The 14,170-nt window shown below is 41.9% G+C and carries 10 protein-coding genes; 9 read left to right on the top strand and 1 reads right to left on the bottom strand.

All coding sequences use genetic code 11. The features are described from left to right. Positions 1-132 precede the first annotated feature (132 nt). From glmM to ACPFYS_RS01990, 7 genes are all read left to right on the top strand, one after another. Entirely contained in the window at positions 133-1,548 is a 1,416-nt protein-coding gene (gene glmM / locus ACPFYS_RS02020; RefSeq protein ID WP_427877351.1) for a phosphoglucosamine mutase, read from the top strand. A 136-nt stretch (positions 1,549-1,684) separates the two neighbouring features. Then, complete coding sequence (locus tag ACPFYS_RS02015) at positions 1,685-2,338, top strand: peptide deformylase (RefSeq protein WP_427877349.1); 654 nt, start codon at positions 1,685-1,687, stop codon at positions 2,336-2,338. A gap of 227 nt (positions 2,339-2,565) precedes the next feature. Next, complete coding sequence (locus ACPFYS_RS02010) at positions 2,566-3,726, top strand: hypothetical protein (RefSeq protein WP_427877347.1); 1,161 nt, start codon at positions 2,566-2,568, stop codon at positions 3,724-3,726. Between the two features lie 72 nt (positions 3,727-3,798). Beyond that, complete coding sequence (locus ACPFYS_RS02005) at positions 3,799-5,238, top strand: zinc-ribbon domain-containing protein (RefSeq protein ID WP_427877345.1); 1,440 nt, start codon at positions 3,799-3,801, stop codon at positions 5,236-5,238. A gap of 607 nt (positions 5,239-5,845) precedes the next feature. Continuing rightward, a complete protein-coding gene (locus tag ACPFYS_RS02000) occupies positions 5,846-7,216 on the top strand; it encodes an ABC transporter permease (RefSeq protein ID WP_427877343.1) in 1,371 nt (456 codons plus the stop codon). Positions 7,217-7,277: 61 nt separating this feature from the next. Beyond that, positions 7,278-8,597: an ABC transporter permease gene (locus tag ACPFYS_RS01995; protein WP_427877341.1), complete on the top strand. Its 1,320-nt coding sequence runs from the start codon at positions 7,278-7,280 to the stop codon at positions 8,595-8,597. 105 nt (positions 8,598-8,702) lie between these two features. Next, positions 8,703-9,344 (top strand): ABC transporter ATP-binding protein, encoded by a 642-nt coding sequence (locus ACPFYS_RS01990; protein WP_427877339.1) that lies wholly within the window; start codon positions 8,703-8,705, stop codon positions 9,342-9,344. Positions 9,345-9,679: 335 nt separating this feature from the next. On the opposite strand, the gene glnA is transcribed toward ACPFYS_RS01990, so the two are convergent. Then, positions 9,680-11,116, bottom strand: a complete 1,437-nt coding sequence (glnA, locus tag ACPFYS_RS01985) for a type I glutamate--ammonia ligase (protein WP_427877337.1) — start codon at positions 11,114-11,116, stop codon at positions 9,680-9,682. Positions 11,117-11,283: 167 nt separating this feature from the next. On the opposite strand from glnA, the gene ACPFYS_RS01980 reads away from it, so the two are divergent. After that, a complete protein-coding gene (locus ACPFYS_RS01980; protein WP_427877336.1) occupies positions 11,284-12,858 on the top strand; it encodes an AI-2E family transporter in 1,575 nt (524 codons plus the stop codon). Continuing rightward, the gene (locus ACPFYS_RS01975) at positions 12,855-14,081 is read left to right on the top strand and encodes a glycosyltransferase family 2 protein (RefSeq protein ID WP_427877334.1); all 1,227 of its coding nucleotides are present in this window, start codon (positions 12,855-12,857) and stop codon (positions 14,079-14,081) included. The genes ACPFYS_RS01980 and ACPFYS_RS01975 overlap by 4 nt, the downstream gene beginning before the upstream one ends. Positions 14,082-14,170: the final 89 nt, after the last annotated feature.

Below are 14,170 nucleotides of genomic sequence, written 5' to 3'. Positions count from 1 at the left end.
CCAGTTAGCTCTGTCAAAGCGCTAGCGCGTTATGTAAAGCAGTGAGTAGAATTGCGAATAGTGTGACGTGCTAGTATGCAATGTTGTTTGTGCGCTCACAGATTGAAGTGATTTTGCGAAAGAGGCTTTATTATGCCAAGGATGTTTGGTACTGATGGTGTGCGTGGGTTGGCAAATCGTGCTTTAACTGCTCAGCTTGCTCTTGATTTAGGCGACGCTGCTGTACGCGTTTTAGGAGATGCGTCTTCTGCGGAAAAAGTAGAGTCGGCTGGTGATGCTAATAATTCTGCACATGCTCGCCGTCGTGCGCTTGTTGGCAGAGATACGCGCGTATCGGGTGATTTTCTCGCCGCAGCTTTGTCTGCAGGTATGAGCGCTGGCGGTTTTGACGTTATTGATGCTGGAATTATTCCAACTCCTGGCGTTGCGTTCTTAACTTCTGTACTAAATGTTGAGATGGGTGCCGTGATTTCCGCATCTCATAATCCTATGCCAGATAACGGCATTAAATTCTTTGCTCGCGGTGGTTTTAAGCTTCCAGATAGTAAGGAAGATGAGATTGAGGCTGTGCTTGGCCAAGATTGGGAGCGTCCGACTGGCGCTGGCGTTGGTCGTATTAGTCATGACACTAATACTGCAACGAATCTTTATATTGATCATTTGGTTTCTGCAGTAGCTCCACTAAATAGTGATTCTTCAACTCGACCAAAGCCATTATCTGGGTTGCGTGTTGTAGCAGATTGCGCAAATGGTGCTACTTCTGTTGTAGCACCTGAAGCACTTCGCAGAGCTGGAGCTGAAGTAATCGTAATTAACGCATCTCCTGACGGCTACAATATTAACGATCACGCTGGTTCCACGCATCCTGAGCAGTTGCAAGCCATGGTTAAAGCTTCGAAAGCTGATCTGGGTGTTGCTTTTGACGGTGACGCCGATCGTTGCTTGGCTGTTGACGAGAATGGCCATATGGTTAATGGCGATCAGATTATGGGCATTCTAGCAAGAGCTAAAAAGCGTGAAGGAAAACTTAATCACGATACGCTTGTAGTTACAGTGATGAGCAATCTTGGCTTAAAACTTGCTCTTAAAGATATGGGCATTGCAACCGTGCAAACAAATGTTGGTGACCGTTACGTTCTTGAAGAAATGCTTAAGCATGATTATTCGCTTGGTGGAGAACAGTCTGGTCATGTGATTAATCGCGAATTTGCCACCACTGGTGACGGTACGCTTACTGCTTTGACATTATGCCGCGAAGTTGTTCGTTCCGGAAAGAAGCTTTCGCAAATGGCTGCAGATTTTCCACAGCTTCCGCAGGCTCTTGTAAATGTTCCAAATGTAGATAAAATGGCGTCAAAAACTAACGCTGCTGTTCTTGCTGCAGTAGAAAAGGAATCTAAGCTTTTGGGAGATACAGGTCGCGTGCTTCTACGTCCTAGTGGTACTGAGCCGCTTGTGCGCGTTATGTGCGAAGCTGCTACTCAAGATCAAGCTGATGAAGTTTGCGCTCGCCTTGCTCAAGTAGTGGTTGATAATCTTAAGCTGTAAAGCTAGCAAAATTAGTAGAATTTTGTTACAATTATCACCTTAGTGTTGTGCTGTATCTCTGATTTTCACTTTTTAAACGTGAATCTTAAGTTGACTGTACGTGTGTATTGAAACGTCTTTTAGTGTAAGGAGTCCTATGTTTACGCATCATGCCAGTGTCGATACTAAACTTAGCCGTGCGGTAGAGCATCTTTTGGATTCTGCTACCGAGGATGGCATACTTCCTGTTGTTCAAGCAGGTGAGCCTGTGCTGCGACAGCGTACTGTTGAATACGATGGTCAACTTACTCGTGCTACTCTTGATAAGTTGATTTCTCTTATGCATAGCACCATGCTTGCTGCTCCTGGAGTAGGTTTAGCTGCCCCGCAGATTGGTTTAGGTCTTGCTATTGCAGTTATTGAAGATCATGTTCGTGATGATGAGGATGATCCTCGTGATATAGCTGAGCTTCCATTCCGCGCGATTATTAATCCTCATTATGAGCCGATCGGTACTCAGACTAGAAGTTTTTATGAAGGTTGCTTAAGCGTTGCAGGATATCAAGCTGTTCGTCAGCGTTGGCTTGATATTCAGGCTACTTGGCAGGACGAGGATGGTAAGCAGCATTCTATGAAATTGCACGGTTGGCCGGCTCGTATATTCCAGCATGAGACTGATCATTTGCGCGGTGAATTATATATTGATCGTGCTGAAATGCGTTCTCTTTCTACTGATGAGAATCTTGAAGATTATTGGGCTGATGAAGCTGTTCCAGTTTCCGCCGCGCGCATTTTAGGGTTTGCTATTTAATTTTTTAATTATTGTTGGTCGCTTGATAATTTTTTATTATCAGGCGACTTTTCGTATTTTTTCTGCATTTATAGTATATTTTTCGGAAAAATTACAATTAATAAGATATAGGTTGTCTCTATCGAAGTAATACAATTAAATGATAGCGTTCGTGTGTACGTAATATGCACGGATAAAGGGGATTGATTCTAGTTTGGGTTGATTCCAATAGTTACAAGGAGAGACAAATGAAAGTTTGCGCTCAGTGCGGTTCTGAAAATAATGATGCCGCAAAATTCTGCAAAAGTTGTGGAAATAATATGGCAGTAGCTAAGGCTCCTGCTCAGCCTGCTGCTCCTGCTCAGCAGCCTCCTATGCAGCGCCCAGCGCAGCCTATGTATGCTCAGCCTGTTCAGCAGCCTCGCCCAATGCAGCAGCCAATGCAAGCTCCATATGGACAGCCAATGCCTGCTCAACAGCAGCAGTATGCTGCTCGTCCTGGCCAGCCAGTACAGCAGGGTGCAGCTCGTTATGCTCAGCAGCTTGCTAGCCAGATTAATTCTGAGCAAATGATGAACTTCTTCCGTTGGTTGGTAACAGCTATTAAGAATCCTTCTCAAAAGTATCGCGTATCTAACTTGTATGCAGCATTGGTAGCAGTTATTTCTGGTTTACTGTTTGGTTTGCAGGGATACCTGTCCTCGATGACTATTGTTAACGCAATGTATGCTCCAACTAAGGATCTCGCTAATATTGCAAATTCAATGTCAAGTTCTTTTGGAGGACCAAGTATTCCAACGGTTCCAGGTGTTCCGTTTACAGTGTTCCTTTACAAGTTTGTTATTGGTGTCTTAACTGTATACGCAGTCTACGGTGTTGCTTTGTTGGGCATGAAGATGTTTGGTGATGAGATTTCACCAGCTCAGCTTCATGTTCTTTTTGCACAAAAGCTCGTACCGCTTTTAGGTTTGCAAATTGTTGCTACAGTATTAGCATTTATTCCACCATCTAAGACTGCTATTGTTGGATTACTTGGTGGACAGGTATCTAGTCTTATGGCTGATTCCATGTCAGGCAATCCTCAGTCAATGACTTTGAATTTTGATTCTGTAGATGCATCTTTGTTCGTTCATAATCCTTCTTTGGTATTACAGGTTCCGTCTGTTGCTTTGCAGGCGCTTTACCTTGTGCTGCTCATCTTAGTGCCTGTGTCCTTCTTAGCAACTGCACGATATAAGGGTAAGCTCGATCGTGAGTGGATGTGGGTTATCTTCATCCTCGTAGGTGTTATTGCAATGTTCATTGTATCGGCTATCGATAAGAGCTTTATGACATCTGCATGGTCAAACTTCTGGATGGCAGTTAAAAATATTGGTCACGCGCCATCACTTCCTAGACCTGTTTTTTAATTAATAATTGAGCCTAGCTGGGAAACCAGCTAGGCTTCCTTGTAATTTCTAAAACCGTATTGAGAGAAATATATGAATTGTCCATATTGCAATAACCAGAATCCCGATGGAGTAGCGATATGTTCATCTTGCGGAGCGCCTCTTAATCAGCCGATGCAAGAAGCACAAAATTATCAAGAAGCACAGTCTGCGCAGTATCCTCAAAATCAGTTTAATGAGACTCAGCCGACTCAATTCATTCAACAAAACACACAAGTTTATGAGCAGCCTGGTTATGAGCAGCCTGGTTATGGACAGCAAAATTACGCAAACCAGCAGTATTATGCTCAGCAAGATTACGTTAATCAACCTTACGCTAATCAGCCTTATACAATCCAACAGGAGTATCCGCAACAGCAAGAATACTTTACTCCTGAATCACCTAGTTCCGGATTTGTAACAGACTACGTTGTTAAAGGTAAGCCGATGAGCCGAGGCGCAAAAATTAGCCTTATAATAATCGCCATTGCGATAGTAGTTCTCGGAATAGGATATGTTGTTATCCAACAAAATATTTATTCACCGCAGGCAACTATCCAGCGTTACGTAAAGTATTTGCAAGAAGGAAATTTTGATGAAGCTAGCAATATGACGGACTGGTCTTCATCAAAGATTCCTGCAAATCGTAAAGTACTTCTAACAAACGCAATTGGAAAATCTGCAACAAACCGTATAACAGACGTAAACGTTGTTAGTGGTCCATACAATTCTTTCAAGGTTAATTACAAAATTGCTGGTCAACGAGATTCAATGAATCTTGTACTTGTGCCAGGAGGAAAACAGTGGCTGTTCTTCGACTCTTACAAGGTTCAATATCCATCAGTTGGAAAAATTAGCTTGTCAATACCAAACCAGGTTAAGAAAATTAAAGTCAATAATTCCGAAATAAACTTGGATGATTTCAAGAAAACTCCAGACGGTGCAAAAGACGGATATTCTTCAGACTACACTTACTCTGATGATGGTGTTACTACAAGCTATCTTATGCCAGCGTATCCAGGAAGTTACCATATTGAATCTGTAAAGGATTCACAATTGTGGACTACTGGTACTTCTAATGTATTGGTTAACGAAATTGGCGTTTCAACACCTGCATCACTGAAATTGGAAGCTACGGATGCTTTAAAAGAAGAGCTTACTAAAGCTATTAAAAAGCATATTGATAAATGCGTAGCTTCCACTGATACGGATGTACCAGAAAATTGCTCTTTTGCAAGATTATATACGTACTATGACTATCAATACGATGGTATTCAACGCTCAGCTAGCGGTGTACCAGATCTAGACGAAGTCGACATGGATTCAGGTACTTTTAGAAGTAATGAAATTAATGTCGACATAAGTTATCGCTACAAGAGCAACTATTTTGATGACAGTGACTGGGAGAGTGACAGTACTCAAAACAGTGGCTATGTTTACGGAAAGTTCAGTATTGACGGTAAAAAACTGACAATAGATTTCACTGATGATTAATCCTGTAAATATTGTAGATCCTGTGAATACTGTGAGATTCTGCTAGATCCTGCTATATTTACACATAAAAAGTTTCCCTCCGCAATTTATTTTGTGGAGGGAAATTTATTATATAGTAGATCTACTCGCTTTAAACTATGATACTAAACGCATTTTTAGTAAGGATATGTTATATCACACTCTAAGAAAACGAATAGAACAGCAATAGTTTTCATTATTGTATTTCTTATTTCGACATTGCTGTTCGTTATTGGTGCAGATGGCGCGCTGCGTTATGGTCTCTTAATCCTGTTCTTCGGACACGCGCGCAGCACGACGACTGCACGCGTGTCCGATTTTGCTTGTTTTGGGACACTGGTGCAGTGCGCTTACTGCGCGAGTGTCTCTGTTTGGTGATTTTGGGACACTAATGCAGAACTCTTACTGCGTTAGTGTCTGAAGACTGTCGTTATGGGACACTAGTGCAGAACGTCAAACAAAAAGCCGACTCTGCGAAATCGTAGGGCCGGCTTTTTTATATTGTGGTTATAAGTGCTCATATGTTATACTGGCATACCGTATATTTACATACTATATACAGTCATTTTTCAATGAGGAAAGGTAGTCGATGACGTTTATCTCTCGTGCAATACGCTACATTCTGAGGAAACGAATAAAAACATTAATAGTTTTCATTGTTCTATTTCTTATTTCAACATTATTATTTGCAATTTCTGCAGTTTCGAGCGCCGCTAATAAAGAGGTGCAAAAAGTTGAATCGCAAGCTGAATCTAGTTTCGTACTTGCAAATAATCCGCAAGTAAATCCTGGAACTCCTAGAGGAGCTGGAACTGTAAAACCTAAAGATGTACAAGCAATCGCAAAGTTGAATGGAATTGCTTCGTACGTAGTTCGCCAAAATGTAACAGCTGATTTGGTTAATGCCAAAGCTGCGAGAATTCCAGGCGTTCAGGATTATGATCAAAAGCGCGAGCAGCAGTTTGGAAATGCAGTTAACATTGAGGGAACCAATAATTCTACTGCGCTTAATGCGTTTAAAACAAAAGCAATAAACGTATCTAAAGGTAAGCATTTGTTTGCTAGCAATGTTCATGCATCTCTTATTCATGAAGATCTCGCTAAAGCCAATGGATTACATGTAGGAGATACTCTTACACTTCGCGCTAATCCTTACGATGCCGACAATATTAACCAATCAACCGTAACCGTAAAAACTCGTATTGTTGGAATTTATTCGGGAGCAAATAAGCGACAAGTTGCAACTAGAGCGGAACTTACTGCAAATACTGTGTATACAGATTTGCAAACTACGCGCGAATTGTATAAATATAAGCCAGGAAAAGAAATATATCAGGACGCAAGTTTTAAAGTAAAGCGCGGTGAGGATGCGGATAATATTATGGCACAAGCTGCTAAATTGCCTATTGATTTGCAAAATTATCAGCTAACTCGTGACGATCAGTTCGTTGCTGGCTTATTGAGAGTCGCTAAAGGCGTTCATTCAATGATGACTATTACGACTATTGCAGTAATATCTTTCGCTATTATTGCGCTTGGATTGGTGCTTTTGTTGTGGATGAATGAGCGGCGACATGAGATTGGTGTATTTACTGCGATTGGCAACAGTAAGCTGTCTATAGTTTGTCAGTACATTAGCGAGGTTCTACTTATTGCAATACCTTCGCTAGTTATTGGATACTTTTTTGCAAAAATCATAGCTCCGTGGATGGGTGCCGCTGCGCTCGGATCCGTAAAATCTGCTGCTGCTGATGATTTAAGCACTATGGGTCAAGCTGGTGGAAATCTTGAATCAACTTTGGCAACTAGAACTTTGGACAAACTTATTGTGCAAGTAGACTTGCAATGCTTTGCTGGTGTTTCTGCAATAGTATGCGCGGTAGTTGTTGTTTCGGTAGTGCTGTCCTATTTGCCAATGATGTGCAAATCTCCTCGAGAACTGCTCGGATTGCAAAAATAAAAAAATTGCGTATTTTTTAGCAAGTTTTAGCAAAGTTTAGCAAAGTTTATTTGGAGTGATTATGAGTGTTGGTGTAATTTCTTTATGCTCTAGAGCGTGGCTTGCAATATTTCGCAAGCCTCGACGCAACGCAATAATTGTGCTGATCATGACTCTTGTTTTAAGTGCTCTAGTTTCGCAAGCTGGTATTAGTGCTTCTGTTGATGATGCTAGAAATCGTCTTCAATCCAGTATTGCTTTAGGTTTTACTGTACGAGCAAAAACTCGAGGTGAAACTCTTCCAGAGCAAAGTAATATAAATTCTAATTCTGTTGCTACGTCTAATTCTCCAATTCCGCAAGATTTAGACGCGAATGAAGGAATTGACTCTAGTCAAATTCGTAAATTTGCTGCGATTCCGGGCGTAAAAACTGTAGTGGAAGAGCGCGATGTTTTAGCTACGCCTGTTGGGAAGCAAATTTTGCTTCCCTTACAAGGTCCAAGACTAGACGATGATGTTTTGGCTCATGCTGCCGGAATTACTGGCACAACAGATTCTCGATTATCTCAAGGTTTTCAAGAAGGATTGTACCGTTTAGTGCAGGGTGAGCATATTACTAATCGTTCTGCTGGTAGCGCAATAGTGCATCGCGATTTTGCTAAGAAGAATAATCTTAAGATTGGCTCTACTATAACTCTTAAGCAGGGGTTTAATGTAGAAGTTCGCGTTGTTGGCATTTTTGCCGGCAAATTGCAAACTAAGGGAGCTCTTCCTTCGGATACTTCAGAAAATCGCATATTTACTGACTTAAGTTCGGCGTTGTCTCTAGCTGGTTCTTCTAAGCGAAGTGTTCTGCGCTGTGTTGTTGAGCGTTCTGATTTATTAGCTAATGCAATACGTGATGCTAAAAGTATTGCCGGCAAGTGGGCGGATGTAGAGCAGAATGCTTCGCAATTGTCTGGTGTAATAAGATCAGTTAACTCTGTGCAACAACTTGTGCGAATGATTTTTGTTGCGCTAAGTTTTGTTGGCGTTTTAGTGCTTGGACTTGTACTAGTGTTCTGGGTTAGAGCGCGTATGCACGAGATTGGCGTACTTATGTCTATTGGATTGTCGAAAGCAGTAATAGTTAGCCAATTACTTGTTGAAATCGTGATACTTAACATTGTGTCATTCGTTATTTCGCTGGGATTGGGTGCTGCTTTTTCTGGCGTTATTGGTTCTGCGATTTTGCATGGTGCAGATTCTTCATTTATTGCGGACGGTGTTCCGGTATTGCCATTGGTGCAAACGCTTACTGCTTTTGTTATGGGTTTGCTTATTTCAATAGTTGCGTTGATTGTTGCAGTGCTGCCAATCTTAATAAAGAAGCCTCGGCAAATACTAAGCGCTATGAGTTAGCAGAAATGTAGTTGCGTATGCGCATTTTCTACTAAAAACGCAATTGTATAAATGAATCAAATCGTATAAAACGTATTTAAATTATGTAAAAATAAGGAGCTTATTATGTCGGCTTTATTGCAATTAAAAAATGTGAAGTACACTTACGGACCTGCAAATATTGCGGTACTAAATGACGTGAATGCAGATTTCGAAACTGGCAAAATGTACAGTATTATGGGAGCTTCTGGAGCTGGAAAGTCTACTATGCTTTCGCTTTTAGCTGGATTAGATACTCCGTATAGTGGCGAAGTGCTTTTTAACGGTGAAAATATTGCAAAAACAGGATATTGTGAGCATCGCAAAAAGCATATCTCGCTTGTTTTCCAAAATTTTAATCTTATTGACTATTTGACGCCGTTAGAAAATTTGCGATTAGTAAATTCGCGCGCGGATGCTCAAGTTCTAGTAGATCTTGGGTTGACGGAGGAAGAAATAAATCGCAATATTACGCAACTTTCCGGCGGGCAGCAGCAGCGTGTTGCAATTGGGCGAGCTTTAGTATCTTCTGCGCCGGTAATTTTAGCGGATGAGCCTACAGGCAGCCTTGACCCGAAAACGACTAAGGAAGTTATTGCAATATTAAAGAATCTTGCTCGCAAGCACGGCAAATGTGTGATCGTTGTTACGCACGATTCGAAAGTTGCGTCTCAAGCTGACGTAAAGTACGTGCTAAAAAATAAACAGCTAACGCAAAAATCTGCTTGATGCCAAAGCCGGCGTAATGGGACACTTGTGCAGATTGCGCGCTGCGTTATGGTCTCTTAATCCTGTTCTTCGGACACGCGTGCAGTCGTCGTGCTGCGTGCGTGTCCGATTTTGCTTGTTTTGGGACACTGGTGCAGATGGCGCTCGCGCTATAAGCGCTCGCTTACGAAACTCGCGTTGGAAGTCCACTGGACTTCCAACTTAAGCGAGTTTCCGCTCCGAGTTGCTTTCGCGCGCGCTGTGCTGCGCTCAGACAGGTCGTCGCGCCAAACAAAAAGCCGACTCTGCGAAATCGTAGAGCCGGCTTATTGATTTAGAATGACCTAACTACAGAATCAGATGTGGAAGTAAAGCTCATACTCGAGTGGAGTTGGAGCCAAACGAGCCATATCCATTTCCTCATGCTTCAAATTCAGCCAAGTTTCAATCAAATCGCTAGTAAACACGTCACCCTGCATAAGGAAGTCGTGATCCTCTTCCAAAGCCTGCAAAGCCTCACCAAGCGAAGAAGGAACCTGCTTAATACCCTCGTGCTCCTCAGGAGGAAGCTCGTACAGATCCTTATCAACAGGTGCAGGAGGCTCGATATGGTTAATAACACCATCCAAACCTGCCATAAGCTGAGCGGAGAACGCTAAGAATGGGTTGCAAGAAGGATCTGGAGCGCGGAACTCAATACGCTTAGCAGCAGGTTCCGTACCAGCAAGAGGAATACGAATAGCTGCAGAACGGTTACGAGCAGAGTAAACCAAGTTGACTGGAGCTTCGTAGCCTGGAACCAAGCGGTGGTAAGAGTTAAGCGAAGGATTCGTAAATGCAAGCACAGAAGAGGCGTGCTTAATCAAGCCGCCAATGTACCAACGTGCGATATCAGAAAGCTGAGCGTAGCCAGTTTCCGCATAGAACAATGGCTTGCCATCCTTCCAAAGCGACTGATGGCAGTGCATGCCAGTGCCGTTATCTCCAGCAATTGGCTTTGGCATAAATGTTGCAGCCTTACCAGCTAAAGCAGCAGTTTCATGAACCACATACTTGTACTTCATCAAATCGTCGCCAGCGTGAACAAGCGTATTGTAACGGTAGTTAATTTCCTGCTGACCTGCGCCGCCAACTTCGTGGTGAGAACGCTCAAGAATCAAGCCAACCTTTTGCAAATTGTAAACCATGTCATCGCGCAAATCCTGATTGTGATCTACAGGTGGCACAGGGAAGTAGCCGTGCTTTACGCGATTCTTAAAACCAATATTGTTGCTGCCGTCATCTTCAGTGTCGATTCCAGAATTCCAAGGAGCTTCGTTAGAATCAACCTCATAGAATGAGCGCTGCATGTCATTAGCAAAACGCACCTTATCGAAAATGAAGAACTCAGCTTCTGGAGCAAAACTTGCAGTATCAGCAATACCGGTGGACTTCAAATAAGCTTCAGCTTTAATAGCAACCTGACGTGGATCCCTAGAATATGGCTCATCTGTTACAGGGTCAACAATAGAGAACGCAACGTTTAAAGTCTTATGCTTACGGAATGGGTCAATGTAGGCGGTATCAACATCCGGAATAAGCTTCATATCGGATTCGTTAATAGCCTGGAAGCCCTGCATTGAGGAGCCGTCGAAAGCCATACCATCAGTAAATGCGCTGTGTAAGAACTCGTCAGCTGGAACAGTAAAGTGCTGCTGAACACCAATCAAATCAGTAAATCGTACGGATACGTATTCAATGCCTTCCTTTTCAATAAGGGCTGCGGCATCTTCTTTCGTTTGCAAAGTGGTCATGGAGACACATTCCTTTCTGAAAAACTCAATTAAAAAGTCTAGAAGAAGTGAAAGGTTTTTGGATTTCAGCGACTCGACTATCTCGTTAAGATTTTGTTACGTATAATTCACGAAGTTTAATTAACGCGCGATTCATACATCAGTTCGCAACAGTACAATAGTTATTTATGAACGATCAAGAACATGAACTGAACGAGTTTGGCGCTGCGGATAGTAATAAACTAGATTTAGCGTCGTTGTTCCCAGCAAAAGGAGATGAGCGTAGGCCTCCTGATTGGCTTGGACGCGCACTCATATATGTTGCTATAGTTACGTTTATATCAGTATTTTTGTGGTTTGCGTGGAATAGTATTTCATTTATTGTTTTCGATGTAATAGTTTCTATTTTTATAGCTTTAGCTTTAGAACCTTTAGTAGTTCGACTCGTAAAACATGGTTGGAGAAGAGGAGTTGCTTCCGGAGTTTGCTTAACCGGTCTTATGGTTATTGTGGGCATGCTACTTGTGCTTTTTGGTAACATGTTTGTGCAGCAAGTGGTTTCTATGGCTATGGGATTGCCAGAATTGTATAACCAGATTGCTCATATGGTGTTTCACTCAACTGGCTTTAGAATGCCAAATATTGAGCAATTGTTTGTAGAAATAATGAAAAATGTGCAAACTTCATGGGTTATTGATTTTGCAGGCCAAGCTTTGAATACAACATGGGGATTGTTTGCTGCAATGCTTGATCTGCTCACAATACTTATGGTGACTTACTACATTTCTGCAGCTGGTCCAGCAATGAGACGCAGCATGTGCCGTTGGATGAACCCTCAGTCTCAGCGCAGATTCCTATTCATATGGTCTGTTGTGCAGGAGCAGATTTCCAGCTTCCTTTTCTCGCGTATTATTTTGGCTGTTATTAACGCAGCCGGTACTGCAATATTCCTAATATTTATGCAAATACCGTATTGGTTGCCGCTTTCGTTATTCTGCGGAATAGTGTCACAGTTTGTTCCTACAATCGGTGGTTATTTGGGCGGAGCTTTGCCAATATTATTCGCATGGGGTTCGCAAGGAATCGGATCTGCAGTAGCAGTTCTCATATTTATTACTATCTATCAGCAGATAGAAAATATGGTAATTTCGCCGAAAATTTCGCAAAAAACTATGGATCTTAATCCTGCAGTAGCATTCTTATCCGTGTTAGTTATGGGTGCAGTGTTTGGAGCTTTAGGTGCATTCTTAGCGTTACCTGTTACTGCTAGTTTGCAAGCTATCTTAAGAGTTTGCACAAAACAGTATGATCTAGTATCTTCTCCACTGATGAGCGATCCTAAGCCGGTTCACAAGTCTATAATGGTCAGCGGCATTGAAACCATTAGTAATAATCTTGTAAAGCCTATGCGAGATGGTGTTCGTCGTGTTATGAAGGGGAGTAGTTCTCGAGTAACGATGAACGATGATATTTTGTACTGGTATAAGCAAGCGTATATTGATCCAGAAAATAATGCTCATTCTAATAGCGGAAAAACTAAAGGAAGTTCTAAAGCATCAATGCTTAGCGGTAAACAAAATAGTAGCGAAGAAGACGCAAGCAGAGATGATTTAACAACAATCGCTATATCTAGAAAAGTATTAGATGCTGTAAATCACGATATTGCATCGAAAAATCAGGCTGATAAAATTGCACTAGCTAATAAGTCAAAGAAGCAGCCAAAAAGCAATATAAGTAACCCACGAAGCGGATGGAATAAATGATTCTCCTATCAGTATTCGACATACTCGTAATTATTATCGGCATAGGTAGCGTTGTGTATCAAGGTGTTTGCGCAATAGTATCTCTTGTTGCAAAACCTGTTGTTTTTCCGAACGCTCCGATGGATAAACATTATGCTGCTCTAATTTCTGCACGAAATGAGGAAGCTGTTATAGGTAACCTTATTAGTTGTATTCGTTCGCAAACATATCCTGGAGATTTAATCGATATTTGGTTGGTCGCAGATAATTGCACTGATAATACTGCGCAATTAGGTAGAGATGCTGGTTGCAATGTTATAGAACGCTTCGATAAAGAACATATTGGCAAAGGATACGCTTTAAGCTACCTGCTTGACCATATTATGGAAGTCGGTGACGATAAGAAATACGATGCGTATTTTGTTTTCGATGCAGATAACAAACTAGACAGCCGTTATATTGAAGAAATGAATAAAGGCTTCCATGCTGGATATCAGATTCTAACGAGTTACCGTAATTCTGTGAATCTTTCAGATAATTGGGTTTCTTCCGGATCCGCATTATGGTTTATTCGCGAGTCTCGTTTTACAAATAATTCCAGAATGCTATTTGGCTCTAGCTGTCACGCAGGCGGAACGGGATTCATGTTCTCAAGTGAGATAATGCATAGAAACCGTGGATGGAAGTTCCATCTTCTTACTGAAGATCTCGAGTTTACTATGGACTCAATTCTTCACGGTGATAAAGTCGGGTATTGTGGTGCAGCAATGCTTTACGACGAGCAGCCTGTATCGTTCCGTCAAAGTTGGAGACAGCGTTTGCGTTGGAGTAAAGGATTCCTGCAAGTTTTCCGATATTATGGTGCTGCTTTAATAAAGCATGGTATTCGCGAGCGCGATTTTTCTTCTGTGGACTTTACTTTAATGCTATGTCCGTTCATGGTTCTTGCAATAGTAAGACTTATACTTGGTTTTATTTTTGCAGCTTGTGGTTTCGTGACTTGGACAAGTCAGATATCTTCTGTGCTTAATTTAGTTATTACAACTGTTAATAGCTTTATGGGAATGATGGTTTTCGTATCTCTTACGATTCTTGTTGAGCATAATAAGCTTGGAGCTACGAATAAGGAGCTTTTTGCGTATGCGCTTAGTTTCCCGATTTTCATGCTTTCGTACGTGCCGATTGCGTTCCAGGCTGTGTTCTCTAAGAGCGAGTGGAAGCCTATTCAGCACACGGGGCGGTAGATTGGAGTACGCGAGCGATGACCTACCTTCGCGCTTTGTCTCAAATTCGTTAGATTTGTCTCATAAATGATGCAAACATAACGAATTTA

The sequence above is a fragment of the Gardnerella sp. 2492 genome, from assembly GCF_050320365.1.
Classification (GTDB): domain Bacteria; phylum Actinomycetota; class Actinomycetes; order Actinomycetales; family Bifidobacteriaceae; genus Bifidobacterium.
The sequence above is the reverse complement of the archived record's forward strand: the minus strand, read 5'-3'. Positions and strand labels throughout refer to the sequence as shown.

Excerpts from the sequence above, each read along its gene's own strand:
- glnA (WP_427877337.1), bottom strand. The coding sequence starts at position 11,116 with ATGACCACTTTGCAAACGAAAGAAGATGCCGCAGCCCTTATTGAAAAG.
- ACPFYS_RS01990 (WP_427877339.1), top strand. The coding sequence starts at position 8,703 with ATGTCGGCTTTATTGCAATTAAAAAATGTGAAGTACACTTACGGACCT.
- glmM (WP_427877351.1), top strand. The coding sequence starts at position 133 with ATGCCAAGGATGTTTGGTACTGATGGTGTGCGTGGGTTGGCAAATCGT.
- ACPFYS_RS01980 (WP_427877336.1), top strand. The coding sequence starts at position 11,284 with ATGAACGATCAAGAACATGAACTGAACGAGTTTGGCGCTGCGGATAGT.
- ACPFYS_RS02010 (WP_427877347.1), top strand. The coding sequence starts at position 2,566 with ATGAAAGTTTGCGCTCAGTGCGGTTCTGAAAATAATGATGCCGCAAAA.
- ACPFYS_RS01975 (WP_427877334.1), top strand. The coding sequence starts at position 12,855 with ATGATTCTCCTATCAGTATTCGACATACTCGTAATTATTATCGGCATA.
- ACPFYS_RS02015 (WP_427877349.1), top strand. The coding sequence starts at position 1,685 with ATGTTTACGCATCATGCCAGTGTCGATACTAAACTTAGCCGTGCGGTA.
- ACPFYS_RS02005 (WP_427877345.1), top strand. The coding sequence starts at position 3,799 with ATGAATTGTCCATATTGCAATAACCAGAATCCCGATGGAGTAGCGATA.
- ACPFYS_RS01995 (WP_427877341.1), top strand. The coding sequence starts at position 7,278 with ATGAGTGTTGGTGTAATTTCTTTATGCTCTAGAGCGTGGCTTGCAATA.
- ACPFYS_RS02000 (WP_427877343.1), top strand. The coding sequence starts at position 5,846 with ATGACGTTTATCTCTCGTGCAATACGCTACATTCTGAGGAAACGAATA.